This window comes from Pinisolibacter sp. (assembly GCF_036782435.1).
In the GTDB taxonomy this organism is placed as follows: domain Bacteria; phylum Pseudomonadota; class Alphaproteobacteria; order Rhizobiales; family Ancalomicrobiaceae; genus CALBKH01.
Genome location: NZ_DAIPZB010000029.1, coordinates 37830 through 63715, shown reverse-complemented (window position 1 = coordinate 63715; position 25886 = coordinate 37830). Strand labels below are relative to the sequence as shown.

Genomic DNA, 25886 nt, shown 5'->3' with positions numbered 1-25886 from the left:
CAATTCGCGCGAGAGCACGAAAGACAAGATCAAGGAAGTCGAGCACATCATCGAGGAGCTGGGCGCGTGGCAGGGAACCGATCCCGCCACAGGCTTCCAGTTGGTGAAAACGGCCGAAGGCAGGACTCTGCGCATCGCCGATCTGGTCGATGACGATCCCGCCAGGCGCGACCGCGTGTCCGCCGCGCTGAAAGACGCAGATCAGAAGAACAATCGCGATCATGTCGACATCATCATCGCTCTTGGTATGGCGAAAGAAGGCTTCGACTGGATCTGGTGCGAGCACGCGCTCACCGTCGGCTATCGCTCCAGCCTGACCGAGATCGTGCAGATCATCGGCCGCGCCACCCGTGATGCGCCGGGCAAGACGCGCGCCCGCTTCTCGAACCTGATCGCCGAACCCGCTGCGGCCGACGACATCGTGACCGAGGCCGTCAACGACACGTTGAAGGCCATCGCCGCCAGCCTGCTGATGGAGCAAGTGCTGGCGCCACGCTTCGAGTTCAAGCCGAAGAATTCGCAGAGCGGCCCGACGCCGGGGTTCGATTACGGCGAGAACGGCTACGATCCGAACAAGTGCAATGTCGGCTTCAACGAGGAGTCCGGCAAATTCCAGATCGAGATCAAGGGGCTGGCCGCGCCGAAGAGCGAGGAAGCGACCCGCATCTGCCAGGAAGACCTCAACGAAGTGATTGCGGCCTTCGTGCAGGACAAGACGACGATCGAGCGCGGCCTGTTCGACGAGGAGTTGGTGCCCGAGGAACTGACCCAGGTGCGCATGGGCAAGATCGTCAAGGATAAGTTCCCGCATCTCGACGCCGAGGATCAGGAAGCCGTCCGCCAACATGCGGTCGCAGCGCTCAATTTGACCCAGAAAGCGAAGGAAGTCGCGGCCGGAAATTCGCTCGGCGAGGAAAAGGGCAACACTGCCTTCGTCGATGGTGTGCGCAAGTTCGCGATGGATGTGAAGGAGTTGGACATCGACCTGATCGACCGGGTCAATCCGTTCGGCGAGGCCTACGCCATCCTCGCCAAGACGATGAGCGAGGAAAGTCTGAAGCAGGTGGCCGCTGCCATCGCCGCCAAGCGCACCAGCCTGACCCCCGAAGAGGCTAAGGTGATCGCCAAGCGCGCCGTCGAGTTCAAGCGTGAGCGCGGGCGGCTGCCCTCGATCAGTTCGGCCGACGCCTGGGAAAAGCACCTTGCCGAAGGCGCCGCCGCATTTGTCCGCTTCAAGGATGAGGGCCGCTATGAGTGACTTCGACCTTGAAGAGCTGCGCGACGAACTGGCTGATTTCGCTCAGCCGGAAAAGAAGAGTGGCCGCTCGCCGCGCGAGGAACGCATCATCGCGGGCTTCGAGGAAATCCAGCGTTTCATCGAAAAGAACGGCCATCCGCCCCAGCACGGCGAAAACGGCGACATCTTCGAGCGGCTTTATGCCGTTCGGCTCGATCGGCTGCGGGCGCTCGAAGAATGCAGGGCGCTCCTCACACCGTTTGATACCCAAGGGCTTCTGACCGGCGCGCCCAATGTCGATGTCGTTGCCGCAGATTCGATGGATGACGATGCCCTCATGGCCGAACTGGAAGGCGCGGCAGGTTCGTCAGACATTACGACGCTGCGCCATGTGCGGACCAGCGCCGAGAAGCGCGAAGCCGAGGAAATCGCCAGCAGGGAGAAATGCCCGGATTTCGAGAGGTTCAAACCCCTATTTCAGCAGGTGCAGGCAGATCTGGAAAGCGGCGTGCGCACGACACGGCGGTTCGTCAAGGCTGCGGGTTTCCTGAAAGCCGACATTCAGGTTGGTCAGTTTTTCATCCTTGGCGGCCAGACCGCATACGTCGCCGAGGTTGGCGAACCGATAAAGGCGCCGAACGGCGAAACCGACGCGCGGCTCCGGGTGATCTATTCCAATGGCACCGAGAGTGATCTGTTGCTGCGTTCGCTTCAGCGCGCCCTTTACAAGGATGAGGCTGGCCGGCGGATCACGGAACCGAGTGCTGGCCCATTGTTTGAAGATCAGACCGGCGACGGAGATGAGGCCAGCGGGACGATCTATGTGTTGCGAAGCAAATCCGACAATCCGGTCGTGACCGCCAACCGGGAAATCCTGCACAAGATTGGTGTGACGGGCGGCAGCGTCGAGCGGCGCATCGCCAACGCCAAGATGGACCCAACCTACCTGATGGCCGATGTCGAGATCGTTGCCACCTATGAATTATACAACATCAACCGCGCCAAGCTGGAAACGCTCATTCACAAGGTCTTTGGCGCAGCCCGTCTCGATGTTGAAATCAAGGATCGCTTTGGTCAACCGATCGTGCCGAAGGAATGGTTCCTGGTTCCCCTATTCGTCATTGATGAGGCGGTCAGGCGAATTAGAGACGGCACGATCACGGGTCACGCTTATGACCCCAAAACAGCGCGGCTGGAGCGTCTCGCGTGCTGATTTGTTGATGGCGCGCGGCTCGCGTGAAGTGGTTGGCGGAACCGGTGCAGTGGGGTGCTGTCATTGGTGCGATTTGAGTATGCCCAAAGAGCACTAGCGCAAGATTGGTTCGAATAGGTCACATTGACCATTCAAAGCGAACCGATAGGATGAGACCATCCTAAGCGAACTGGGCGGCAACCGAAAATGCACGCGCGGGCCTACCTCAGAGCTTCCACCGACCAACAGGACGCTCTCCGCGCCAAGCAGCAGGTCTTCGACTTCGCCACGGAACGCGATATCCCGGTCGTCGGGCTCTATGTCGAGAACGAGAGCGGCGCCAAACTCGCTCGTCCGGAGCTGTTCCGACTTCTCGCCGATAGCCGCCCCGGCGACATTCTCTTGATCGAGCAGGTCGACCGTCTGTCGCGTCTGACTTCGGCCGACTGGCAACGGCTTCGATCGGAACTGGACGCCCGGCAGATCCGTGTGGTCGCTCTCGACCTGCCGACATCCTGGATGCAGACCTCCTCTGCCGACGAGTTCACGGCACGCATGTTCGCGGCGGTCAACGCGATGATGCTCGACGTTCTCGCAGCCGTCGCGCGAAAGGACTACGAGGACCGGCGCTGTCGCCAAGCGCAGGGGCAGGCTCGAGCCAAGGCGGAGGGCAAGTACACTGGGCGGGTCGAGAACGTGGCCCGAAATGCTGGCATCGCCACCATGCTTCAGGCCGGCGCATCGTGGTCGACCATCCAAGCAGCGACAGGCTGCAGCCGCTCGACGATCGCCAAGATCGCAAAGCGGAAACTGGCAGCGAAGTAGACTAGGTGAAGATTGGAGTGGGATGCTCTTCGTCAGGGACCGGTGGCGTCCCGTAGCTGACGACAGAAGCTGACGCTCCGGCGGCCACGACCTCGTCGTTCGCCGTGTCATCGAAGGCATTGACGGCAACGTTGAGTTCACTGCACCGTTGACCTAGATCACCGCCGCCGTCGTCGGCGTGATCCTGAACCTCGCTCTGTACTTTGGGGAGCAGGTGCGCGTAGACCGTCGACTTCGAGCGTATCGAAGGTATTAATGTGCTGCTACACTTACTTCTAGGTGTCCTTTCAGAGCACAATCACCGGTGCGAAACCTCCGCCGATCGTGCGGAAATTCGTCGTCTGGCCCTGATAGATCCGTGCGGCAGCAAGGAGGACGTCACCACCGTGGGTGTAGAGGCGGATGTCGGCCTTGCGATCCATCGCCACCGTGTCGACGAGAACGTTGCGATGGCTCGGCTGAACCGAGCGCTGCGCGACGTGTCGGCCTTCGGAGACGATGTGCTCCCAGACGGTCGTGGTGATCTTGTCCCCGCGATAGACCGCCTTGCCGGCATGACCACCGAAGGGCTTGAAGAAGTAGGATTTCCGATCAGCCCAGAGAGCTTCGGCATCGGCTGCGGTCAACCGGACGGTCGAAGGCACCGCGCCGAGGGCGGCGAGATCTTCGGCGGCGAGCCCGATTTGGGCCATCGCCACCGGATCCGACAGGAGAACGAGGTTGCGCTTGTCGGCGAAGAGGGCATGAGCGCGCGGCGCTGGGGTGACGACGACGTCTCCCGCCAGATACGCCGCGCGCAGAGACCGATGTTCCGGTCGTCCCAGATCGAAATCGACGAGACGATTGTAGACGAGATCGATCGGGCGACCGTCCACCGTCAGTTTGCCCTCGTGGTGGAGGAGGTCGCGCGGATCGACGATCCGACTCTCGATCCCGTGGTGCTCGAAAAGCGCCCGAGCGAGCTTGAACTCGGCGTGAAGTGGTTGCTCGAGCGGGGTGTCGTCGACGATGGCGATCGAGCGCAAGGTGGCGGTTGGTCTCTGGCGCCGCCATTCGCGCTCGAACATCGCCATGACGGCGGCTTCGAACTCCGGCAGTGACGGGCGGGCGATCGCCGGCTCCACCTCCGGACAACATGGTGATTGCGAGGTCGCCACCAGGGCACACAAGAAGGCGCCGCCGGCATTGGTGTTGATCTCGATGAGGCGCGGCCCCTCCGGGGTCAGATGAAAGTCATAACCGGTGAAGACCCCGATCGGGCCGAAATCGTGCCGGGCGATCTCTGGAGCCCACGAGAGCACGCGGGTGCGGTAACTCCCTGAACCGACGGCGTGTTCGACGGCCGCGACGACTGCGACCATGGCATCGTAGTCGGATCGGTCGACGAAGACGGGAACGGTCGAGAACAGGTTGGGCGAGACTTCATTCGCCGAACCATCGCCGCTACGGCTAGCGAATTCGTCCGCGAGCCGAGCCTTGTCGATCTCGATGCAGAAGCAGTCTTCGTTGAGGCGATCGACCAGGGAGCGTCGATCGTGCGATCGAGGAACGTCGGACGTGCTCATGTCTTTCAGCCTCCACACGGATCGACGATCGTGTCGATGTTTGCCTCAGGTCGGCGTCCGTTCATACCAGCCCTTCGAACGGTTCACGATCCAGACGACGGAAAGCATCACCGGCACCTCGATCAGGACGCCGACGACCGTCGCCAGCGCCGCGCCCGACTGGAAGCCGAAGAGCGAGATAGCGGCGGCGACCGCCAGTTCGAAGAAGTTCGAGGCGCCGATCAGCGCCGACGGCCCGGCAACACAGTGCTCCTCGCCGGTCAGGCGATTGAGTAGATAGGCGAAGTCGGCGTTGAAGTAGACCTCGACGATCCGCAACCCCGCCCTCACTGCTGCGTCGATCAGCGCAACAATCGAAGCGCGTTGATCGTGACCAGCACGGTGGCGCCGGTGTCGGCGAGGATCGCCGGCCACAGACCGGTAAGGCCGGCCACCGTCGTGACGAGGAAGACCGCCTTCAACCCCAGAGCGATGGTGATGTTCTGGCGGATCACCGCCATGGTCCGTCGCGACAGAGCGATCAGGCGAGCCACGTCGCCGACCCGGCCGTGGAGAACGGCGGCGTCGGCCGTCTCCAGCGCGACGTCGGTGCCCCCGCCCATGGCGATGCCGACGTCGGCGGCGGCGAGTGCCGGAGCGTCGTTGATGCCGTCGCCGACCTTGGCGACGACCTCGCCGCGCGCCTGGAGGTCGCGTACGATCGCGAGCTTGTCGGCCGGCAGGAGTTCGGCCCGCACCTCGAGCCCGAGGTCGTCGGCGATCGCGGCGGCGGTGCGGCGATCGTCGCCGGTCAGCATCATCGGCGTCACGCCGAGTGCCCGCAGCGCCACGAGACCGGATCGTGCGTCGGGACGCGGTTCGTCGCGCATGGCGATCGCCCCGAGGATCTCGTCCCCGGCGGTCAGAAACGAAACGGTCTTGCCTTCCGCGACCAGACGCTCGACCAGCGCACGCTGATCGGTTGTCGGCGAGAACCGCTCCGTGACGGCGCCGACCGATCCGAAGAATATCTCTTCACCGCCGATGCGGCCGGCTACACCCTGCCCGGGGACCGCCTTGGCGGCGGCGAAGGGCGGGATCGGCACGCCGTCGGCCGCGGCCCGCGCCAGGACGGCGGTAGCGAGTGGATGGCTCGACCCCTCTTCCAGCGAGGCGGCGAGCGACAACACCTGCGTCTCCGGCCGACCGAAGGAGACGATGTCGGTGACGACCGGTTTGCCGGTGGTCAGGGTGCCGGTCTTGTCGAGCGCCGCCACGGTGACCGAGCCGAGCCGCTCGAGCACCGCGCCGCCCTTCATCAGCAGGCCACGCCGCGCACCCGACGAAAGGGCGGAGGCGATTGCCGCCGGCGTCGAGATCACCAGGGCGCAGGGACAGCCGATCAACAACAGGGCAAGGCCCTTGTAGATCCATTCGTGCCACGGGGCACCCACGAGGAGCGGGGGGACCAGCATCACCACGGCGGCGACCGCGACCACGCCCGGCGTGTAGCGGCGGGCGAAGCGATCGACGAAGCGTTCGGTCGGCGCCTTGCTCTCCTGCGCCTCCTCGACCTGACGGACGACGCGGGCAATGGTGTTGTCGTCGGCCGTCGCGGTGACGCGCACCCGCAACACGCCCTCGGTGTTGACGGTGCCGGCGAAGACCCCGTCGCCCGGACGTTTGTGGACCGGAATGCTCTCACCGGTCACCGGAGCCTCGTCGACCGCCCCTTCGCCGGCGATGATCTCGCCGTCGGCGGCGATGCGGTCGCCGGGGCGGACGAGTAGGATCGCCCCGAGGCTCAGGCGATCGGCGGCGATCTCCGCCGTGCCGCCGCCGTCGCGTTCGACCAGTGCCGTCTTCGGCAGCAGCGTCGTCAGGCTTTCGATGCCGGCACGGGCCCGTCCGGCCGCGACCCCTTCGAGCAGTTCGCCGACGAGGAAGAGAAAGACGACCGTCGCCGCCTCCTCGCCCGCGCCGATCACCAGGGCTCCGATGGCGGCGACGGTCATCAGGGTCTCGATGGAGAAGGGCGTGCCGGCGAGCGCCGCGGCAATCGCTCGCCGAGCGATCGGGACGAGGCCGACCGTCATGGCCACGGCGAAGGCCCAGCCCGACCAGGAGGGCGCGATCGATCCGGTGGCAAAGGCGATGGCCAAGGCAAGGCCGCTGGCGATCGTCAGACGAGCTTTCGGCATTCCCGCCCAACGACCGATCATCGAGTCTCGAAGGCGAGACGGTCCGCTCGTGGGATCGCGCGTGGCGTCGGCACGATCGTGGTCGCTCCGATCCTGGGCCTCGTCGCCGTCGATCGATCGACCGTCCAGAGGCTCCGCTTCGAACGGACCGATGGTGTACCCGAGCCCGACCACTCGCCGCTCCAGAGCCCGCAGGTCCGCTTCCGGAGCATGGGTCACCGCCAACAGGCGGGACGTCACCGAGACCGCGACGTCTTCGACGCCCGGGAGACGCCGCAGCGCCGTATCGATCTTCGCGGCGCAGGACGCGCAATCCATGCCGCCGACGCGGTAGCGGGTGTGGGAAGACGTGACGAGGGTCATGGCGGCGGTCCTTGCTTCGACGTCGCCGACGCTACATCCTCCAGCGACTAGAGGAGCAAGTGCAAATGTCTAAGGACGTGTCGATCGGGACCGCCGCACGGGCGAGCGGGGTCAAGGTGCCGACCATCCGGTACTACGAGCAGATCGGCCTGTTGCCTGCGCCGGCACGCAGCGATGCCCGTCGGCGGTTGTTCGGCCCCGGCGACCTGCGGCGGTTGTCCTTCATCCGCCACGCCCGCGAATTGGGGTTCGACATGGAGGCGATCGCCACTCTGCTGGTGCTTCAGGACGACCCGCACGGCTCCTGCGCCACCGCCGACGCGATCGCGCGGGCTCGTCTCGCCGAAGTGGAGCGCCGCATCACGGCCCTCGAAGCTCTGCGGGGCGAACTCCAGCGCATGGTGGACGAATGTGCCAACGGCCGGGTCGCCGAATGTCGTGTCATCGAAACGCTCGCCGATACCAACCACACGCACGGTAGGTTCGACTGACCTATCCACATCGGGGGAGTCCTTCGGTGGATGAGGAGCATCATGGTGGTGACCCGCGATCGCTCACGACATGAAGGGGTCTGGCCAAATTGACCAACTCGCCTCGAAGGGGTTAGTCTCGAATTCATCAGATGGGGATGGAGTCCCCCGATACCCGCCCGTCGTGGGCTGATGACTCCTGCTTGGATGGGCCTGCGAGGGCCCGTCGAGGTGGGAGCGTATGTTGCGAGACCCGCCGTCGGCGGGTTTTTTCTTGCCCGAAACAAAGATCGGGCATGACATGGACGAAACCATCGAAGGACGTCGATCGGTCTTGCGGCGCCTGCCCCGGGGGATCTGGGCGCTGGGGTTCGTGTCTCTCTTGATGGACGTCTCCTCGGAGATGATCCACGCCCTGCTTCCCGTCTACCTCGTCACCGTGCTGGGCACGTCGATGGTGACGGTCGGGTTCATCGAGGGGATCGCCGAGGCGACGGCGGCCATCACCAAGATCTTCTCCGGTGCGCTCTCCGACCGACTGGGCAAGCGGAAGGCTCTGGCCGCGTTCGGCTACGGGCTCGCGGCCTTCACCAAACCGGTGTTCCCACTGGCGCCGACGGTCGGTTGGCTGATCGGTGCCCGCTTCGTCGACCGGGTGGGCAAGGGGATCAGGGGGGCACCGCGCGACGCGCTCGTCGCCGACCTTTCGTCTCCTGATACGAGAGGAGCCGCATTCGGCCTGCGGCAATCGCTCGACACGGTCGGCGCCTTCGTCGGCCCGTTGTTGGCGATCGTCTTGATGTGGGCTACGGCGAACAGCTTCCACGCCGTCTTCTGGTGGTCCGTCGTGCCCGGCTTTATGGCGCTCGGCCTCATTCTTTTCGCCGTCCACGAACCGGAGCGACCGGAGACACTGCGCCGCGTGCGGAATCCGCTCGCCGTCGTCGAACTGCGGCGTCTCGGGCGTGCCTATTGGATGGTGGTCGCGGTCTCGGCCGTCTTCACACTCGCCCGCTTCAGTGAGGCCTTTCTGGTCCTACGAGCGCAGAACGTCGGCGTTCCGATCGCGCTCGTTCCGGCCGTCATGGTGGTGATGAACATCGTCTATGCGGCTGCTGCGACCCCGGCCGGTATGGTTTCGGATCGCCTCGGTCGCTCGGGGATCCTGTTCTTCGGCTTCGGCATGCTGATCGTTGCCGACGTCGTTCTCGCGCTCGTGCCGTCACTTCCAGGCCTCGCCATGGGTGTCGCGGCGTGGGGCCTCCATATGGGGCTCACGCAAGGGCTTCTGACGACGCTGGTCGCCGACACCGTACCGCCGGAACTACGCGGCACGGCCTTCGGCGCGTTCAACTTCGTATCAGGTCTCGCGATGCTCGCCGCGAGCATCATCGCGGGTGCCTTGTGGGACGGAGTCGGGCCGGCCGGCACCTTCCTGGCGGGAGCGGCGTTCGCGGCCGTCGCGATGGTCGGGCTTCTCGTCGTCCGAGCGAACCAGAGAGGGAAGGCTGCATGAAGCTGCTCCGAGATCTCTGGACGCTCTTTTTCGTGGATCGAGGTTTTGCAGCGTCGCTGCTGGCGGTGTTCGGCCTCGCGGGCGTCCTCCAATTCGTGTTCCTGGCCAGCCTGCCAACGGTTCTCGCCGTAGTCGGCCTCGGCTGCATGACTGCTCTGGTGGGTGTCGAGCTTTCGAAAGACAAGGATGATTGATGACATGCTCTCCTATCTGATCGTGTTCTTGGGGGCCGGGATCGGCGGCTCGCTCCGCCACGGAACCAATCTCGCGACCGCGAAGTGGTTCGGTGTCGACTTCCCTTACGGAACCTTGACCGTCAACGTGGTCGGATCGCTGGTGATGGGCCTGCTGGCTGGGTATTTCGCGTTCAAGGGCACCGTGTCACAGCCTTGGCGCCTGTTCCTCGCGACCGGCATTCTCGGCGGTTTCACGACCTTCTCGTCGTTTTCGTTGGACATGGTGGCGCTGTGGGAACGCAACGAGATCGCGCTTCTCGCCATCTACGCAGTCGTGTCGCTCGTCGCTTCCGTGGCGGGGCTCATGATCGGTCTTCATGCCGTTCGCGGGGTGTTGTCGTGAAACGTCTGCTCGGGACCTTTTGGGGCCGCTCGATCGCCGTCACTGTTGGGAGTGTTCTGCTCATCGCTGCCGTGTGTGGCGCTTGGGTCGGATGGATCCAAGCCTTCGGCAATGTTTCCGTCGAATTCGGCGGAGATTTGGTACGCAGCGCACAACTCGATCCGGCGACGATGGCGAAGGTCCTCGAACAGTATCGGATCCGCACCGTCATCAATCTCAGGGGTGCGAATCCCGGCGACGATTGGTTCGATGGCGAGGTATTGGCCGCCGAGAAGGTTGGGGCGAGCCATGTGAGCTTGGCATTGTCCGCCACCCGAGAGCCGGACGATCAACTCCTCACTACGTTGACCGACATCCTGAAGTCGGCGAAGCGCCCCATCCTGATCCACTGCAACTGGGGATCGGATCGCACAGGCTTGGCGGCCGCGCTCTACGGGCTCGCCGTGAAGAAGGTCGGTGTCGACGAAGCGGCCGGGCAACTTTCCTTCCGCTACGGCCATTTTCCCTGGCTGACGAGTGAAACCGGGGCGATGGACCGGGCCTTTTGGCGGGCCGCCGGTGCAGGCGACGCGCGATGAACAGCAAATCGATCGGGAGGAGGACAAGATCATGACGCACATCACGGAGCCTAGGGTCGTCGATGGTCTGCGCATTCTGGTGCTCCTGCCCGAGCCGGAAACCGTGGCGGCAGCGCTGGACTGCGCAATCGCGGCCTCTCGCGGGCGCGACGCTCGCGTCGAAGCCGTCCAGATCGGCTTTGACCCGGAAAAGGGGATCGTCTCCGCCGAAGAACTCGACATCCAGCAGATCCGCGCGGCCTTCGAGGGAAGCGCCGCCGATCGCCGTGCGCGAGTGACAGGCGAGTTCGATGCTTGGAAGTCCAGGACGCCGGCTGGGAAGGTGGTCGACCTGCGTGCCGACGTCGGCGTCGTCGAAGGCTATGTAGAGATGGAGGCCCGATCGGTCGATATGATCGTGATCGGCCGTCCATCCAACCTCGACGCGCGCGATGCTCTGCATGCGGCACTGTTTCGAACCGAGCGTCTGGTTCTCGTCGTGCCGGTGACGGCGGCAGGTGTCGCGAGCTTGGGACGGCGGATCGTCGTTGGTTGGAAGCCGACGGATCAGGCTAGGCGTGCCGTGGAGACGGCTACCCCGTGGTTGAAAGCGGCGAACGAGGTGACCGTCGTCTCTGTCGACAAGCCGGGTACGCCCCCTTACGAGCCGAGCGCACGTGGCCTGTTCGGTCGGCTCGGGATCGACGCACGCTTCGTCACGCTGTGCCGTGAGGGGCGTAGCGTCGGCGAGCAATTGCTCGTCGAGGCGCACAGGCTCGACGGCGACTGCCTGTTGATCGGCGCTTACCACCACGGTCCACTCTGGGAAGCGGTGCTCGGCGGCGTGACGCGCGATGTCCTCGCCCAACTTGATCTTCCCGTCTTCATGCGCCGGTGAACGGCGACGAAAACTCTCGGGTGTCCCGGGTCCTCGAATTCGAAAAGGAGAACACCATGTCGACCATCACTTCGGTCTCGGCTCACGAAATCCTCGATTCGCGCGGCAATCCGACGGTTCGCGTCTTCGTCGGGCTCGACGACGGAACGCGAGTCTCGGCGTCGGTGCCTTCCGGTGCGTCGACCGGTGAGCACGAGGCGGTCGAGCTGCGCGACAGCGACAAGGCGCGGTACGGCGGCAAGGGGGTATTGAAGGCCGTCGCCAACGTCGCCGACGTGATCGCCCCGGCGCTCGTCGGCCGCGACCCGATGGCCCAGGCCGTGATCGACGAGCTGATGCTCGATCTCGACGGCACGTCCAACAAGGCGAAGCTCGGTGCGAATGCCATTCTCGGCGTATCGATGGCCGTGGCCCGAGCCGCCGCGACGAGCGCGAAGCTGCCCCTCTACGCCTATCTCGGCGGCGTGGGGGCGACGCGTCTGCCGGTGCCGATGATGAACATCCTCAACGGTGGGAAACACGCCGACAACAGCGTCGACTTCCAGGAGTTCATGGTGATGCCGGTCGGTCGGCCGACGTTCGCCGAGGCACTGCGCTGTGGGGCCGAGACCTTTCATGCGCTGGCGAAAATCCTGGCGAAGAAGGGTTACTCGACCGCCGTCGGCGACGAAGGTGGCTTCGCGCCCAATCTGAAGAGCAACGAGGAGGCGTGCGAGCTGATCGTCGAGGCGATCACCGCGGCGGGCTATGAGCCGGGCCGGGACGCCGTCATTGCGCTCGATCCGGCAGCGAGTTCGTTCTTCTCGAACGGCGGCTACGATCTTTCGAAGTCCGGTTCCGGCCGTAAGTCGAGCGCCGAGATGATCGCGCTCTATGAGAAGTGGATCGACACCTACCCGATTGCCTCGATCGAGGACGGCCTCGACGAGAACGACTGGGACGGCTTCGCCGCCCAGACGGCGGCGCAGGGCGACCGCATCCAGATCGTCGGTGACGACATCTTCGTCACCAACCCGGCCTTCGTCGCCCGCGGCATCGAGAAGAAGGCGGCCAATGCGGTTCTGATCAAGCTCAACCAGATCGGCACGGTGACCGAGACGGTTCGCACCATCGCGCTCTGCCGCAAAGCCGGCTGGGCCTACGTCATCTCGCATCGCTCCGGCGAGACCGAGGACACGTTCATGGCCGACTTCGCGGTGGCGATGGGCGGGGGTCAGATCAAGACCGGTTCGGCGTGCCGCAGCGAGCGCATCGCCAAATACAACCGACTGCTGGAGATCGAGAGCGAACTCGGCAAAACGGCGGAGTTCGGTTCGCCGTTTGCCTGATGGAAACGCCCCCGTCGACGAAGTATTTCGGCTGCGGGGGCCTTCTCGGTCCGGAGTGCGAAGTAGCCGTCACGTCTCGGCGACGACCCGCCCCATGTCGGTGATGTCGTAGCCGCCGATACTGCGGAACTCGTTCTGGAACTTCGTCGAGCGCAGGATTTCGAGCATGGTGCGGATCTCGGGGCGGTCGAGATGCTCGGTCTTGACGACGAGGTCGTAGCGCTCCCGTTTCATCGGCACGAAGTCGAGATTGTCGACCTGTCGGGCGATCTTCTCCGTTCCCACCGCCACATCGGCCTCGGCGCGCCCGACCGCGCTGGCCACGGCGAGATGAGACTGGTTCTCGTCACTCCAGCCGGCGATCCGACTGCCCCACAGCCCCAGGAGCTTGAGGTTCTCGTCGAGCAGGACGCGTGAGCCGGCACCCTTCTCGCGGTTGATCATACAGATGTCGTCGCGACCGAAATCGGCCCAAGAGGTGATGCCCTTCGGGTTGCCCTTGGCGACGTAGAGCCCCTGTGTCCGGTAGGTGATGTTGACGATTGTGCAGCGGACGCCCGGCAGCAGAGCCCGGACGTGGGGCGTGTTGTAGTCGTCGCTCGTGCTGTCCCACAGGTGCGCCGTCGCGACGGCGACCTTGTCGTGATAGAGCGAGACGAGGCTGTCGTAGCTGCCGATATAGGCCCTCAGCGCCATGACGCCGTGGTGGCGCATGAAGTTCGACAGGATGTCGAGCACCAGATCCTGGCCGCAGATGACGAAGCCGGCGTTCTTCCGGTGCTCCGCCGACAAGTCGAAATAGCGCGTCTCGTCGAGCGCGGTGGGCTTCGGTAGGGCCGGTGGGAGCGGCGCCGTCTTCGACGCCTCGATGCAGGCGAGCACGTCGGCCTCGGTGAAGCGGATCTTTCGGCCGACCTTGTAGTGGCCGATGCCACCGTTCTTGATCAGCGTGTAGACGCCGCTCCGACTGATGTTCAGTCGCTCGGCGACATCCTCGACCGTCAGGGCATCGCTGGGGGGCATGGCGGGTTCGTCTCTTTTCATTTTCATTCATATTCGTTCGCGCAGATTGCCGAAAATTGCATCGTTCGTCCATCTCGTTCGTCTTTACAGCGCGAAGAGACACGGCTTCCCTGCTCAAAAGAAGAGGGAAGTGCGCGAAATATCTCATTCCATGCACTTTCATATTCTTTCATGCATGGCGCCGAGACGGCGCTGGAGACCTCGAGGAAACGAGATGAGCGAAGCGCCGACCGTAGCCGTATCGAATACCGAAGGAGGTCCCTCGGACGTCGCGCCCGTGGCGATGCGGTCGGCCGCGCCGGCCTTCGCCGGTGGCGCACTCATCGGCTCGCTCGGCGGGCTGATCGGGCTCGGCGGGGCGGAGTTCCGCCTGCCGCTGCTGATCGGGCCCTATCGCTTCCGGGCGCTCGAGGCGGTGATCCTCAACAAGGCGATGAGCCTGATCGTCGTCGCCTCGGCGCTGCCGTTCCGCGCCGTTGCCGTACCCTTCGCGACCGTCGCCGATCATTGGCCGGTCATCGTCAACCTGCTCGCCGGGAGCCTCGCCGGTGCCTGGCTCGGTGCGGGGTGGGCGACGAAGCTCGGATCGAAGGCGCTCTACCGCATCATCGCCGTGTTGTTGGTCCTGATCGCCGGGGCGTTGCTGTTCGGGCACGAGACGGGCGGGGCGCACGCCGCCCTGACCGGCTCGTGGCAGATGATCGCCGGCGTCCTGGCGGGGTTCGGCATCGGCGTCGTCGCGGCGCTGATGGGGGTGGCCGGCGGGGAGCTGTTGATCCCGACGCTGGTTCTTCTCTTCGGTGTCGACATCAAGCTCGCGGGCTCCCTGTCGCTCGCCGTCAGCCTGCCGACGATGGTCGTCGGCTTCGCTCGCTACAGCCGCGACAGCGCCTTCGCCACGCTCGCCCGCAACAAGCGCTTCGTCATCGTCATGGCGATCGGCTCGATCGTCGGCAGTTTCATCGGTGGGCGTCTGCTCGGCCTCGTGTCTTCGTCCGTGCTGCTGCCGGTCCTGGCGCTGATCCTCGTCCTCTCCTCGGTGAAGGTCTGGCGGCACGGGTGAGGTTCCTACTTCCCCCAACCGCCCAACGATCTTCACACCACTTTGCTGGAGGCTCCATGTTTCAAGAACGACGTTCGGTTGTTGCCCTTTACGGCATGCTGGTGGGGGCCATGCTCCTCGGTATACCTCAGAGCACTCGTGCGGCCGAGATCCAGGTCGCCGTCGCTGCCAACTTCACTGCGCCGATGCAGAAGATCGCCGCCGAGTTCGAGGCGGAGACCGGCCACAAGGCCGTCCTCGCCTTCGGAACCGTCGGCAAGTTCTACTCGCAGATGAAGGCCGGTGCGCCGTTCGAGGTGCTCGTCTCCTCCGATCGCGAGACACCGGACGCGTTGGTGCGAGACGGTCTCGCGATCGGCGAGACACGCTTCACCTATGCCATCGGCAAGCTCACCCTGTGGAGCGCCACGCCCGGCGTCGTCGACGACAAGGGCGAGGTTCTTCGGACCGGCTCCTATCGGCACCTCGCGCTCGCCAACCCCAAGCTCGCGGTCTACGGCGCCGCAGGACAGGTCGTGATGAAGAAGCTCGGGGTCTGGGAAGCGATCGAACCGAAGCTCGTGACCGCCGAGAACATCTCCCAGGCCTACCAGTTCGTCGCCAGCGGCAATGCCGAACTCGGCTTCGTGGCCTTCTCCCAGATCGTCGGGCCGGACGGCAAGGTCGCCAATGGGTCGACATGGATGGTCCCGGCCGACCTCTACCCGCAGCTCGCCCAAGACGTGATCCTGCTCGCTCCCGGCAAGGACAGCGCGGCGGCCAAGGACCTCGTCGACCATCTCCGGTCGGACAAGGCCCGCGCGATCATCCGTTCCTATGGCTACGACCTCCCCAACTGAAAGGTGCGACCCATGTCGTTCATCAAGTCCCTCGCCGCCGGTCTGGTGGCCGCGTTCGTGTCGCTGGCACCGGCTCAGGCCACCGAGAAGGTCACCATCGCGGCGGCGGCCGACCTCAAGTTCGCCATGGACGAGATCGCCGCCACCTTCCGCAAGGCCCACCCCGGTGACGACGTCGATGTGATCTACGGCTCGTCCGGCAAGTTCCACACCCAGATCCAGCAGGGCGCTCCGTTCGACATCTTCTTCTCCGCCGACGTCGGGTTCGCACGCGAGTTGAAGGCCGCCGGTCAGGCGATCACCGAGCCGAAGCTCTATGCCATCGGCCGCATCGTGCTGTGGAGCGCCGCCCGCGACGCCAGCAAGCTGACGCTCGCCGATCTGACCGATCCGTCGATCAAGAAGATCGCCATCGCCAATCCGCAGCACGCCCCTTACGGCAAGCGCGCCGAGGAAGCCCTGCGCGCCGTCGGGCTGTGGGACACCCTCCAGGACAAACTGGTCTTCGGCGAGAACATCGCGCAGACGGCCCAGTACGTCCAGAGCGGCGCGGCCGACATCGGCATCATCGCCCTGTCGCTCGCCGTCAATGAGGAACTGACGAGCAAGGGGGGATACGCCCTCATTCCAGCCGAGAAGCACTCGCCGTTGGAGCAGGCTTATGTCGTGACCAAGCACGGCGAGGGCAATGCGTTGGCTTCCACCTTCGCCGCTTACATGGCGACACCCGACGCCCGTCACATCATGACGCGTTACGGCTTCGTGCTCCCCGGCGAAATCGCGTCGAAGTGAGGGTGCGATGCCAAACGCCGAAGACCTCCAGGCCGTTCTGCTCACCCTCAGGCTGGCCGCGACCGTCACCGTGCTGCTGCTGCTGATCGGCACGCCGATCGCATGGTGGTTGGCGCGAACGAGGTCCTGGCTCAAAGGGCCGGTGGGAGCCTTGGTCTCGCTCCCGCTGGTCCTGCCGCCGACGGTGATCGGCTTCTACATGCTGCTCGCCATGGGGCCATGGGGGCCGATCGGCAGACTGTTCAACACCCTGGGGTGGGGGACCTTGCCGTTCACCTTCACCGGCATCGTCGTGGCCTCGGTCTTCTACTCCATGCCCTTCGTGGTCCAACCCATCCAGAACGCCTTCGAGGCCATGGGGGACCGACCCATGGAGGTGGCCGCCACCTTGGGTGCACCCCCTCTCGCGGCATTCTTCACGGTGGCGGTTCCTCTCGCGCGCTCGGGCTTCGTCACCGCCGCCATTCTGGGGTTCGCTCACACCATCGGCGAGTTCGGCGTCGTGCTGATGATCGGCGGCAACATTCCCGGCAAGACACGGTTGATCTCGGTGCAGATCTACGATCACGTCGAGGCCATGGAATACGGGCGGGCGCACTGGCTGGCGGCAGGCATGCTGATCTTCAGCTTTCTCGTCCTGCTCGCCCTCTATTCCCGCCGCAAGGATCGCATCGATGTCTGACGCCGAAATCAGGGCGCGGTTCGAGCTGGACTACACGCCTTTCGCTCTGAGCGTCGACCTCGGGCTGCCTCTGTCAGGCGTCACGGCGCTCTTCGGGCATTCCGGCTCCGGCAAGACCACCGTTCTTCGGTGTGTCGCCGGCTTGGTGCGGGCACCCGGAGGGTTCTTGAGCGTCGGCGATGATGTCTGGCAGGACGAGAGCCGAGGCCTCTTCGTGCCGAGCCATCGTCGTCCGATCGGGGTGGTGTTCCAGGAGGCGAGCCTCTTTCCCCATCTCTCGGTGATGGGCAATCTTCGCTACGGCATGACGCGGGCGGGGCTCACGGCCGAGCAGGCGGGCTTCGACGACGTTCTCGGTCTGCTCGGGATCGCCCATCTCCTGGAGCGGAGCACGACGCGTCTGTCCGGTGGCGAACGGCAGCGCGTGGCGATCGCCCGCGCGTTGCTGCGTCGACCACGCCTTCTCCTGATGGACGAACCACTGGCGGCGCTCGACTTGAAGCGGAAGTCGGAGATACTGCCCTATCTCGAGCGGCTTCACGAGACGTCGGAGATCCCGATCCTCTACGTCAGCCATTCGCCCGACGAGGTCGCCCGGCTCGCCGACCATCTGGTGGTCATGGAGGAAGGGCGGGTCGTCGCCGAGGGGCCACTGTCCCAGACCATGGGACGCATCGATCTGGCCTCGCGTTTCGACGACGACGCCTCGGTCGTCCTTTCGGCGACCATCGGCGCGCACGACGATGATCTGACACGTCTCGACATCGACGGCGGAGCGATCTTCGTCGGGCGGAGATCAGACGACGTCGGACGACGCCTGCGGTGCCGGGTTCACGCCCGCGACGTGAGCCTCAGCTTGAGCCTGCATACCGACATGAGCATAATGAACATCCTGCCGGCGATGGTGACGGCGATCGGGGATGCACCGACATCGGGCCATGTGCTCGTGGAGACGAGCCTTTCGGGCGGAGAGCGCTTGGTTGCCCGGGTTACACGCCGATCGAGCGAATACCTCGGTCTACGGCTCGGTATGCCGTTGTTCGTGCAGATCAAGGCCGTGGCACTGCTGGGCTGAACACTCGACAACAACGCCGATTGCTTCGAATTGGAGGTGATCGCAGGAATCGTCACCAAATGTCGCAATGGGCATCTTGCGGCCACCGACCAACCGCCGTCGTGAATGGAAATTGCCCGGTCCTCCGGGAGAGCCGGTCCGACCCCCGCTCTGATCGACGGCATCCCGTCACACCCCGACCTTCCACGATCAACCCGCTTCGGGGTCGGCTACGCGAGCGTGCCGCCGCTTCCGGCTGCGCCTGCGCGGTGATCGCGGCCGGGGCGTGACCCCGGGGGAGCCATCGAGCGGGGATCGGCCCCGCTCCGCGATGGAGCCCTTCCCCATGTCCCACGACCTCTCGCTCGCTCGGTCTCATGCTCTCGATCTCGCCCGCACCCTGATGGTCCCGGTCGTTCTCTTCCTGTCCGGAGACGAATACGGCGTGCTGCCGGCCGACGAGATCGACGACGAAGACGACGTCGAGGTGATCCACGAGTTCGATCCGTGGCGGGCTCAATGAGCCCGCATTTTCCTCCGAGTGCCGCGAGCGCGTGCGTGGCCGCAAGGGAGGCTTCGCCGCGGACGATGGGGTGGACGCGCCGGCGAGCCGGCGCATCCCATTGATGTTTTCTTGCCGTCCGCGCCCTTGCCGGCCTTCCCGCGTTGCGGCCGTTGGATCGGGACCGGGGAGTCTCCCGGGAAGATTGGTCCGACAAGAGAGGAGGCCTGGCGCCGCGCGCCGGCAGAAAGCCAATGGAGAAGCACCAAATTGAAGACCTGCGAGGGCGGGTGACCTGCGCCGCCGTGCTGGAGGCGGCAGGCTGCGCGCTCGATCCGCGCGAGAGCACGCGACGAGCGCTCAAGTATCGTCGCGCCGCCGAGATCGTCATCGTGACCCACGAGGGGAGGGGATGGTTCGATCCGCTCTCCGATGCGAAGGGCGATGTCTTCGCTCTCGTCGCCCATCTCCATGGAGAGAGTTTCCCCGAGGCGCTCGATCGGGTCGCCGGCCTCGTCGGCGTGACGACGAACGCGCCGGCGTGGCGTCGCCCGCGGAGAGACGTCGCGACCGATGTCTCGATCGCCGAACGCTGGAGGGGGCGACGCGCACCTCGGGCCGGTTCGACGACCTGGCGCTATCTCCGCGACGAGCGGGGGCTTTCGGAGCTCGTCCTCCGCGCGGCGATCCGGCAGGATCTGCTGCGCGAGGGGCCGAAGGGAAGCATGTGGGCGGCCTATTCCGACGACGACGGTGCTCTCGTCGGCTGGGAAGAGCGTGGCTCCCGGTGGCGAGGCTTCTCGACCGGCGGGGAGAAAGTGCTGTTCCGGTTCGGGTCGGCTGGAGCGTCACGGATCTGCGTCACCGAGGCGGCGATCGACGCGATGAGCCTCGCCGATCTGGAAGGGGCGAGACCGGACAGCCTCTATGTCGCGACCGGCGGCGGTTGGTCTCCGGCGACCGAGGTCGCGTTGCGCCGGCTCGCCTCTCGGCCGGAGACGTTGCTCGTCGCCGCGACCGACGCCGACGCTCAGGGCGAGATCTATGCCGAGCGGCTTCGGACGATGGCCGAAGAGACCGGTTGCCGTCGACTGCGCCTGTCACCGGTGCAGCGGGACTGGAACCTGATGTTGCAGGAGACGAAGGGAACGGTGGGAGGAAAGGGCGGAGGAAGCCCTGCCGCCTGACCGTCGACCGCCTCGAGGGTGAAGCTTCGCCCGGCTCCGCCGGCCCTCGACCCGGCCGGCCGGCGAGGCGGCGTCGGGGGAGGGGTCAGGAAGGATCGGAGAGGAGGGCGTCCCGAGGGGATGGCCGTGCTGCGGTCCATGAGTCGGAGAACCGCCATGATCCCGTCTTCCCCCATTCGCAAGGTGTTCGAGGGTGTCGTCGATCGACGCCAGATGTACCGTCTGTTCGACCGCCACGTCGGGCACCCGTTCCGATCGTCCGATGCCGGTGGTCTTCATGCCGGCGAGTGGTTCGAGATCGCCGAGGCCGACTACGATCACATGCTCGACCTCCTGCCGCCGCTGTGGATGCGCGGCGGCATGTTCGCGCTCGCCGAATATCTGACCGGCTCCGTCACCAGCATCTTCTTCGCGCTCAGGGTCCGGGGTCGGGTGCGCTGGTTCCACGGTTATTGCGATCTCGCCGACCGTGGTTCGCCGGAGCGGATGCGCCGAGCGATCCTCGAGCGCGAGGCCCTTCCCGGTCGCGGGATGACCCGCGCGGAGTGCCTCGAACACATCTGGAGCGAGGCCCATGACGCCTACCGCGGCCATGCCGGCGCCGATTGGCCGGTCGAGGCGAGGGGCCGACGCTTCGTCGTGGTCTATGGGCCGGGGCTCGGCGCTCGAACGAGACTGCTCGAGGAACTGACGATCCAAGAGATCGCGGCCAAGTTGCCGGGCCGACTGCTCGCCGTCACCGACGCCGCGGCGGCGTGAACTCAGACGGCCGGACGACCATCACCCACGGCCGATCCGCCGAGGGGCCGACGGCAACGATCGTGCGCGGTCGCCGCCGCTCATCTCGATCCGGAACCGTCGGCCGAGACCGGTAAGCCCATCCTTCAGACCCCATCCGAGGCACCGCCTCTGCCGATCCGTTCGGGCGGAGCGGTGCCGCGCGCCTTCACATGAGGAGCAAGCTCTCATGAGTTCCATCGATCCCTTCACCCTCGATCTCTTCGGGACGACCGGTCTTTCCTCTGGTCTGGGCTTCGGCCTCGGCGCCTTGTCGCCGCCGCCCGACGACGATCCCGACGATCCGCCGCCATCGACGCCGGCCCCCGCCTCGACGGGGGCCGTCTTCGTTCGGCCGGTCGCTTCCGAGAGGGATCTCGGGGAGAACTTCCATCTCGAAGAGACCCGCGGGCTCGCCGCCGGTTGGAAGGCGAGGGCATGCGACAACATCGAGGCCATTCGACTGGCGGCCGCGATCGAACGCGAGAACCGTCCGGCGACGGCTGAGGAACAGGAGCGCCTCATCCGCTTCATCGGCTTCGGTGCATCGGAGCTCGCGAACGGTGTCTTCCGCCGCCCCGGAGAGACGGCATTCCGTACCGGTTGGGAAGAGATCGGCGCCGACCTCGAGGACGCGGTCGGGGAGGGGGAGCATACCTCGCTCGCCCGCTGCACTCAGTATGCTCACTTCACGCCCGAGGTGATCGTCCGCGCGATCTGGGCCGGTCTCGAACGCCTCGGTTGGCGCGGTGGCCACGTGTTGGAGCCCGGGATCGGCTCCGGGCTCTTCCCGGCGCTGATGCCCGAAGCCTTTCGATCCGTCTCGCACGTCACCGGGGTCGAGCTCGACCCGGTGACGGCGCGGATCGCCCGGCTGTTGCAGCCGTGGGCGCGGATCCTCGCGGGGGATTTCGCGCGAACCGAGCTGGCGGCGAACTTCGATCTGGCGATCGGCAATCCGCCCTTCTCCGATCGCACGGTTCGCTCCGACCGTGCCTATCGCTCGCTCGGTCTGCGTCTCCACGACTACTTCATCGCCCGGTCGATCGATCTCCTGAAACCCGGCGGCCTCGCTGCCTTCGTCACGAGTTCCGGCACGCTCGACAAGGCCGACGGCACGGCGCGCGAACACATCGCGAAGTCGGCCGATCTCGTCGCCGCCATCCGTCTGCCCGAGGGCAGCTTCCGCGCCGATGCCGGCACCGACGTGGTGGTGGACATCCTCTTCTTCCGTAAGCGCAAGGCGGGCGAGCCGCGAGGCGATACGACCTGGCTCGATCTCGCCGAGGAGCGCCCGGCCGGCGACGAGGACGGCGCGATCCGCGTCAACGCCTGGTTCGCTCGCCACCCGGAGCAGGTGCTCGGCACCCACGCGCTGACCTCCGGTCCGTTCGGTGAGACCTACACCTGCCTCGCCGGCGACGAGGCTCTCGAGACCGCCCTCGGCCGTGCCGTCTCGGGTCTGCCGGAAGCGATCTACGACGGCGAACCTGAGCCGGTCGATGCCGAAGACGACGAGGCGCCGGCCGTCACTCCCATCGATGCCGGATCCCATGTTCGCGAGGGCAGCTATCTGATGGACCGGCGCCGAGGTCTCATGCAGATCGTCGCCGGCGTGCCGGTGCCGGTCACGGTCCGCAAGGGTAGGGGCGGCGAGGGGGCTTCCGAGACGCACATCCGGATCATCGGCAAGCTGATCCCGATCCGCGATGCCGTGCGCGAGATCCTCGCGTGCCAGGAGGCCGACCGGCCGTGGCAGCCGGCGCAGGTACGGCTGCGGATCGCCTGGGGCGCCTTCGTTCGAACCTTCGGCCCGATCAACCACACCACGGTCTCGGTCACCGAGGATGTCGAGACCGGCGAGGCGCGCGAGAGCCATCGTCAGCCGAACCTCGCGCCGTTCCGGGACGATCCCGACTGTTGGTTGGTCGCCTCGATCGAGGACTACGATCTCGATACCGACACGGCGAAGCCGGGGCCGATCTTTTCGGCTCGCGTGATCGCGCCGCCCGCCCCACCGGTGATCACGTCCGCCGCCGACGCGCTCGCCGTGGTGCTGAACGAGCGCGGTCGCGTCGATCTCGACCACATCGCCGAACTGCTCCACCGGGACGTCGACGACGTGCTGGTCGAACTCGGCGAGGCGATCTTCCGCGATCCCGTCGATGGCGCTTGGCAGACGGCGGATGCCTATCTCTCCGGTCCCGTGCGCAAGAAGCTCGAGGTGGCGACGGCCGCGGCCGCGCTCGATCCCGTCTTCGAGAGGAACGTCCGAGCCCTCGAAGCCGTGCAGCCGGCAGATCTCCGCCCTTCCGAGATCACCGCTCGCCTCGGCGCGCCGTGGATCCCGGCTTCCGACATCGTCACCTTCGTGCAGGAGACGATGGGCGCCGCCATCCGCATCCACCACATGCCGGAACTCGCCTCGTGGACCGTCGAGGCGCGTCAGCTCGGTTGGTTGGCTACCGGCACCTCGGAATGGGGCACCGAGCGCCGCCATGCCGGCGAACTGCTGGCCGATGCGCTGAACTCTCGCGTGCCGCAGATCTTCGACACGGTGGAGGAGGACGGCAGGGAGCGCCGCATCCTCAATGTCGTCGATACCGAAGCGGCGAAGGAGAAGCTCGCCAAGATCAAGATCGCGTTCCAGACCTGGGTCTGGACCGATCCCGACCGCACCGATCGGCTGGCGCGGATCTACAACGACCGCTTCAACGACCTCGCGCCGCGCCGCTTCGACGGATCGCACCTGAAACTGCCGGGAGCCTCTGGTGCCTTCACGCTCTATTCCCACCAGAAGCGTGGCATCTGGCGGATCGTCGCCGCCGGTTCGACCTACCTCGCCCATGCCGTCGGCGCCGGCAAGACCATGACGATGGCCGCCGCCGTCATGGAGCAGCGTCGTCTCGGCCTGATCGCCAAGGCGATGCTGGTCGTCCCCGGCCATTGCCTGGCGCAGGCGGCGCGCGAGTTCCTGGCGCTCTATCCGAGCGCCCGCATCCTCGTCGCCGACGAGACCAATTTCGTGAAGGAGAAACGGCAGCGGTTCCTCGCCCGGGCGGCGACGGCGACCTGGGATGCGATCCTGATCACGCATTCCGCCTTCCGCTTCATCGGCGTGCCCTCGGCGTTCGAGCAGCAGATGATCCGAGACGAGCTCGAACTCTACGAGGACCTCGTCACAAAGGTCGACGGCGAGGATCGCGTCTCGCGCAAGCGCCTCGAACGGCTGAAGGAGGGGTTGAAGGAACGGCTCGAGGCGCTCGCGACCCGCAAGGACGACCTCCTCACGATCTCGGAGATCGGTGTCGACCAGATCATCGTCGACGAGGCGCAAGAGTTCCGCAAACTCTCCTTCGCCACCAACATGTCGACACTGAAGGGCGTTGATCCGAACGGGTCGCAGCGCGCCTGGGATCTCTGGGTGAAGTCGCGCTTCATCGAGACCAAGAACCCGGGCCGGGCGTTGATCCTCGCTTCGGGCACGCCGATCACCAACACCCTCGGCGAGATGTTCTCGGTGCAGCGGCTGATGGACCATCAGGCGTTGATGGCACGCGGTCTCCACGAGTTCGACGCCTGGGCCTCGACCTTCGGCGACACCACCACGGAACTCGAACTCCAGCCCTCCGGCAGGTACAAGCCGGTGAGCCGCTTCGCGAGCTTCGTCAACGTGCCCGAACTGATCGCGATGTTCCGCAGCTTCGCCGACGTCGTGCTGCCGGAAGACCTGCGCCGGTACGTGAAGGTGCCGGCGATCGCGACGGGCAAGCGGCAGATCCTGACCGCCAAGCCGACGGCGGCTTTCAAGCGTTACCAGACCGTGCTCGATGTTCGGATCAAGGCGATCGAAGAGCGCGACCGTCCGGCGGAGCCCGGCGACGACATCCTGCTCTCGGTCATCACCGATGGTCGGCACGCGGCGATCGATCTGCGCCTCGTCGATCCCGACAACGACGACGAGCCGGAGAACAAGCTCAACCTCCTCGTCGCCAACGCCTTCCGCATCTGGCGGGAGACGGGGGAGAATGCCTACGTCCGCCCCGACGGCAAACCCTACGAGCTCGCCGGCGCCGCGCAGATGATCTTCTCCGACCTCGGCACGATCAATGTCGAGAAGACCCGTGGCTTCTCGGCCTACCGCTGGATCCGTGATGAACTCGTTCGTCTCGGCGTGCCGGCCGCCGAGATCGCCTTCATGCAGGACCACAAGAAGTCGGAGGCGAAGCAGCGCCTGTTCGGCGACGTGCGCGCCGGCAAGGTCCGTTTCCTGATCGGCAGTTCGGAGACGATGGGGACCGGGGTCAACGCCCAGCTCCGGCTGAAGGCGCTGCATCATCTCGACGTGCCTTGGCTCCCCTCCGAGATCGAGCAGCGCGAGGGGCGGATCGTCCGGCAGGGCAATCAGCACGACGACATCGACATCTACGCTTACGCGACCGAGGGATCACTCGACGCCACCATGTGGCAGAACAACGAGCGCAAGGCCCGCTTCATCGGCGCAGCACTCTCGGGCGATACCTCGATCCGTCGGCTCGAGGACCTCGGCGAAGGGCAGGCCAATCAGTTTGCCATGGCCAAGGCGATTGCCTCCGGCGACCAGCGCCTGATGCAGAAGGCCGGGCTCGAGGCGGACATCGCCCGGCTGGAGCGTCTGCGCGCCGCCCACGACGACGACCTCTTCTCCGTCCGTCGTCAGATCCGCGATGCCGAGCGCGACGTCGAGCACGCGACCCGCCGCATCAAAGACATCGGCGAGGACATTGCTCGTCTGGTGCCGACTGCCGGTGATGCGTTCGCCATGATGGTGACGGGAGAGGCCTTCACCGAGCGCAAGGCCGCCGGCCGCGCGCTGATGAAGGAGATCCTCACCCTCGTCCAGCTTCGGCAGGAGGGCGACACCGTCATCGCCTCGATCGGCGGCTTCGATGTGGAGTTCCGTGGCGAGCGGTTCGGTGGGGATGGTTTCCGCACCACGATCATGTTGCTCAGGACCGGCGCCGATCACGAGATCGAACTGCCGCTGACCGTCACGCCGCTCGGCGCCATCGCCCGGCTCGAGCATGCGATTTCTGGCTTCGAGGAGGAGCGGGAGCGGCAGCGTCGCCGGAGTGACGAAGCGAGGGGCCGTCTCGCCTCCTACCGGTCACGCCAGGACGGCACGTTCGCCTTCGCCGAGGATCTCGCCGACAAGCGGCGGCAGCTCGCCGACATAGAGAGGGCGTTGGCAGCGGAGGTGCATCAGTAGCGCGTCGAA

Annotated in this window: 21 protein-coding genes, 2 pseudogenes and 1 riboswitch; of the genes and pseudogenes, 19 read left to right on the top strand and 4 right to left on the bottom strand. The window is 65.7% G+C overall.

The window, feature by feature from the left end; genetic code table 11:
- From V7Q42_RS13800 to V7Q42_RS13790, 3 genes and pseudogenes are all read left to right on the top strand, one after another.
- Positions 1-1258: pseudogene (locus V7Q42_RS13800) on the top strand (DEAD/DEAH box helicase); the annotation flags it as partial.
- The gene (locus tag V7Q42_RS13795) at positions 1251-2450 is read left to right on the top strand and encodes a GIY-YIG nuclease family protein (protein WP_333824668.1); all 1200 of its coding nucleotides are present in this window, start codon (positions 1251-1253) and stop codon (positions 2448-2450) included. The pseudogene V7Q42_RS13800 and the gene V7Q42_RS13795, both read left to right, overlap by 8 nt.
- Positions 2451-2636: 186 nt before the next feature.
- Positions 2637-3254, top strand: coding sequence for a recombinase family protein (locus V7Q42_RS13790; RefSeq protein WP_333824667.1), 618 nt, complete (start codon positions 2637-2639; stop codon positions 3252-3254).
- 287 nt (positions 3255-3541) lie between these two features.
- Here the strand turns inward: V7Q42_RS13790 and V7Q42_RS13785 are convergent, their stop codons facing one another.
- From V7Q42_RS13785 to V7Q42_RS13775, 3 genes and pseudogenes are all read right to left on the bottom strand, one after another.
- Positions 3542-4819: a hypothetical protein gene (locus V7Q42_RS13785; RefSeq protein WP_333824666.1), complete on the bottom strand. Its 1278-nt coding sequence runs from the start codon at positions 4817-4819 to the stop codon at positions 3542-3544.
- Between the two features lie 45 nt (positions 4820-4864).
- Positions 4865-5131, bottom strand: a pseudogene (locus V7Q42_RS13780) (arsenic resistance protein); the annotation flags it as partial.
- 29 nt (positions 5132-5160) lie between these two features.
- Positions 5161-7362, bottom strand: coding sequence for a heavy metal translocating P-type ATPase (locus V7Q42_RS13775; RefSeq protein ID WP_333824665.1), 2202 nt, complete (start codon positions 7360-7362; stop codon positions 5161-5163).
- A gap of 65 nt (positions 7363-7427) precedes the next feature.
- On the opposite strand from V7Q42_RS13775, the gene V7Q42_RS13770 reads away from it, so the two are divergent.
- From V7Q42_RS13770 to eno, 7 genes are all read left to right on the top strand, one after another.
- Positions 7428-7853: a MerR family transcriptional regulator gene (locus tag V7Q42_RS13770; protein ID WP_333824664.1), complete on the top strand. Its 426-nt coding sequence runs from the start codon at positions 7428-7430 to the stop codon at positions 7851-7853.
- A gap of 124 nt (positions 7854-7977) precedes the next feature.
- Positions 7978-8041: riboswitch (Fluoride riboswitch) on the top strand.
- 92 nt (positions 8042-8133) lie between these two features.
- Complete coding sequence (locus V7Q42_RS13765; protein WP_333824670.1) at positions 8134-9348, top strand: MFS transporter; 1215 nt, start codon at positions 8134-8136, stop codon at positions 9346-9348.
- Positions 9345-9542 carry a hypothetical protein gene (locus V7Q42_RS13760; RefSeq protein ID WP_333824663.1) on the top strand — a complete coding sequence of 66 codons (198 nt, stop codon included), beginning with the start codon at positions 9345-9347 and terminating at the stop codon, positions 9540-9542. The genes V7Q42_RS13765 and V7Q42_RS13760 overlap by 4 nt, the downstream gene beginning before the upstream one ends.
- 4 nt (positions 9543-9546) lie before the next feature.
- The gene (gene crcB, locus V7Q42_RS13755; RefSeq protein ID WP_333824662.1) at positions 9547-9927 is read left to right on the top strand and encodes a fluoride efflux transporter CrcB; all 381 of its coding nucleotides are present in this window, start codon (positions 9547-9549) and stop codon (positions 9925-9927) included.
- Positions 9924-10505, top strand: coding sequence for a tyrosine-protein phosphatase (locus V7Q42_RS13750; RefSeq protein ID WP_333824661.1), 582 nt, complete (start codon positions 9924-9926; stop codon positions 10503-10505). Before crcB ends, V7Q42_RS13750 begins: the two co-directional genes overlap by 4 nt.
- A gap of 31 nt (positions 10506-10536) precedes the next feature.
- A complete protein-coding gene (locus tag V7Q42_RS13745) occupies positions 10537-11382 on the top strand; it encodes a universal stress protein (RefSeq protein WP_333824660.1) in 846 nt (281 codons plus the stop codon).
- Positions 11383-11438: 56 nt separating this feature from the next.
- Positions 11439-12710, top strand: coding sequence for a phosphopyruvate hydratase (eno, locus tag V7Q42_RS13740; RefSeq protein ID WP_333824659.1), 1272 nt, complete (start codon positions 11439-11441; stop codon positions 12708-12710).
- Between the two features lie 69 nt (positions 12711-12779).
- On the opposite strand, the gene V7Q42_RS13735 is transcribed toward eno, so the two are convergent.
- Complete coding sequence (locus V7Q42_RS13735; protein WP_333824658.1) at positions 12780-13733, bottom strand: helix-turn-helix transcriptional regulator; 954 nt, start codon at positions 13731-13733, stop codon at positions 12780-12782.
- Between the two features lie 283 nt (positions 13734-14016).
- Between V7Q42_RS13735 and V7Q42_RS13730 the strand changes: the two genes are divergently transcribed.
- The 9 genes from V7Q42_RS13730 to V7Q42_RS13690 all read left to right on the top strand — a co-directional run bounded on the left by V7Q42_RS13730 (position 14017) and on the right by V7Q42_RS13690 (position 25877).
- Positions 14017-14796, top strand: a complete 780-nt coding sequence (locus tag V7Q42_RS13730) for a sulfite exporter TauE/SafE family protein (RefSeq protein ID WP_333824669.1) — start codon at positions 14017-14019, stop codon at positions 14794-14796.
- A 56-nt stretch (positions 14797-14852) separates the two neighbouring features.
- Complete coding sequence (gene modA, locus V7Q42_RS13725) at positions 14853-15635, top strand: molybdate ABC transporter substrate-binding protein (protein WP_333824657.1); 783 nt, start codon at positions 14853-14855, stop codon at positions 15633-15635.
- Between the two features lie 12 nt (positions 15636-15647).
- Complete coding sequence (gene modA, locus V7Q42_RS13720; RefSeq protein WP_333824656.1) at positions 15648-16427, top strand: molybdate ABC transporter substrate-binding protein; 780 nt, start codon at positions 15648-15650, stop codon at positions 16425-16427.
- 7 nt (positions 16428-16434) lie between these two features.
- Positions 16435-17109, top strand: coding sequence for a molybdate ABC transporter permease subunit (gene modB / locus V7Q42_RS13715; RefSeq protein WP_333824655.1), 675 nt, complete (start codon positions 16435-16437; stop codon positions 17107-17109).
- Complete coding sequence (gene modC, locus V7Q42_RS13710) at positions 17102-18184, top strand: molybdenum ABC transporter ATP-binding protein (protein WP_333824654.1); 1083 nt, start codon at positions 17102-17104, stop codon at positions 18182-18184. The genes modB and modC overlap by 8 nt, the downstream gene beginning before the upstream one ends.
- A 325-nt stretch (positions 18185-18509) precedes the next feature.
- A complete protein-coding gene (locus tag V7Q42_RS13705; RefSeq protein WP_333824653.1) occupies positions 18510-18686 on the top strand; it encodes a hypothetical protein in 177 nt (58 codons plus the stop codon).
- A gap of 269 nt (positions 18687-18955) precedes the next feature.
- Positions 18956-19852, top strand: coding sequence for a DUF3991 and toprim domain-containing protein (locus tag V7Q42_RS13700; protein ID WP_333824652.1), 897 nt, complete (start codon positions 18956-18958; stop codon positions 19850-19852).
- A gap of 156 nt (positions 19853-20008) precedes the next feature.
- Complete coding sequence (locus V7Q42_RS13695) at positions 20009-20611, top strand: DUF1419 domain-containing protein (RefSeq protein WP_333824651.1); 603 nt, start codon at positions 20009-20011, stop codon at positions 20609-20611.
- Positions 20612-20819: 208 nt separating this feature from the next.
- Complete coding sequence (locus tag V7Q42_RS13690) at positions 20820-25877, top strand: N-6 DNA methylase (RefSeq protein WP_333824650.1); 5058 nt, start codon at positions 20820-20822, stop codon at positions 25875-25877.
- The last annotated feature ends 9 nt before the right edge of the window (positions 25878-25886 follow it).

Bases quoted from the DNA above. Each gene is read 5' to 3' on its own strand.
- modB (WP_333824655.1), top strand. From the start codon at position 16,435: ATGCCAAACGCCGAAGACCTCCAGGCCGTTCTGCTCACCCTCAGGCTG.
- V7Q42_RS13770 (WP_333824664.1), top strand. From the start codon at position 7,428: ATGTCTAAGGACGTGTCGATCGGGACCGCCGCACGGGCGAGCGGGGTC.
- V7Q42_RS13690 (WP_333824650.1), top strand. From the start codon at position 20,820: ATGAGTTCCATCGATCCCTTCACCCTCGATCTCTTCGGGACGACCGGT.
- modA (WP_333824657.1), top strand. From the start codon at position 14,853: ATGTTTCAAGAACGACGTTCGGTTGTTGCCCTTTACGGCATGCTGGTG.
- modC (WP_333824654.1), top strand. From the start codon at position 17,102: ATGTCTGACGCCGAAATCAGGGCGCGGTTCGAGCTGGACTACACGCCT.
- V7Q42_RS13795 (WP_333824668.1), top strand. From the start codon at position 1,251: ATGAGTGACTTCGACCTTGAAGAGCTGCGCGACGAACTGGCTGATTTC.
- V7Q42_RS13765 (WP_333824670.1), top strand. From the start codon at position 8,134: ATGGACGAAACCATCGAAGGACGTCGATCGGTCTTGCGGCGCCTGCCC.
- V7Q42_RS13745 (WP_333824660.1), top strand. From the start codon at position 10,537: ATGACGCACATCACGGAGCCTAGGGTCGTCGATGGTCTGCGCATTCTG.
- modA (WP_333824656.1), top strand. From the start codon at position 15,648: ATGTCGTTCATCAAGTCCCTCGCCGCCGGTCTGGTGGCCGCGTTCGTG.
- crcB (WP_333824662.1), top strand. From the start codon at position 9,547: ATGCTCTCCTATCTGATCGTGTTCTTGGGGGCCGGGATCGGCGGCTCG.
- V7Q42_RS13790 (WP_333824667.1), top strand. From the start codon at position 2,637: ATGCACGCGCGGGCCTACCTCAGAGCTTCCACCGACCAACAGGACGCT.
- V7Q42_RS13775 (WP_333824665.1), bottom strand. From the start codon at position 7,362: ATGACCCTCGTCACGTCTTCCCACACCCGCTACCGCGTCGGCGGCATG.
- V7Q42_RS13760 (WP_333824663.1), top strand. From the start codon at position 9,345: ATGAAGCTGCTCCGAGATCTCTGGACGCTCTTTTTCGTGGATCGAGGT.
- V7Q42_RS13735 (WP_333824658.1), bottom strand. From the start codon at position 13,733: ATGCCCCCCAGCGATGCCCTGACGGTCGAGGATGTCGCCGAGCGACTG.
- V7Q42_RS13730 (WP_333824669.1), top strand. From the start codon at position 14,017: ATGCGGTCGGCCGCGCCGGCCTTCGCCGGTGGCGCACTCATCGGCTCG.
- eno (WP_333824659.1), top strand. From the start codon at position 11,439: ATGTCGACCATCACTTCGGTCTCGGCTCACGAAATCCTCGATTCGCGC.
- V7Q42_RS13705 (WP_333824653.1), top strand. From the start codon at position 18,510: ATGTCCCACGACCTCTCGCTCGCTCGGTCTCATGCTCTCGATCTCGCC.
- V7Q42_RS13785 (WP_333824666.1), bottom strand. From the start codon at position 4,819: ATGAGCACGTCCGACGTTCCTCGATCGCACGATCGACGCTCCCTGGTC.
- V7Q42_RS13695 (WP_333824651.1), top strand. From the start codon at position 20,009: ATGATCCCGTCTTCCCCCATTCGCAAGGTGTTCGAGGGTGTCGTCGAT.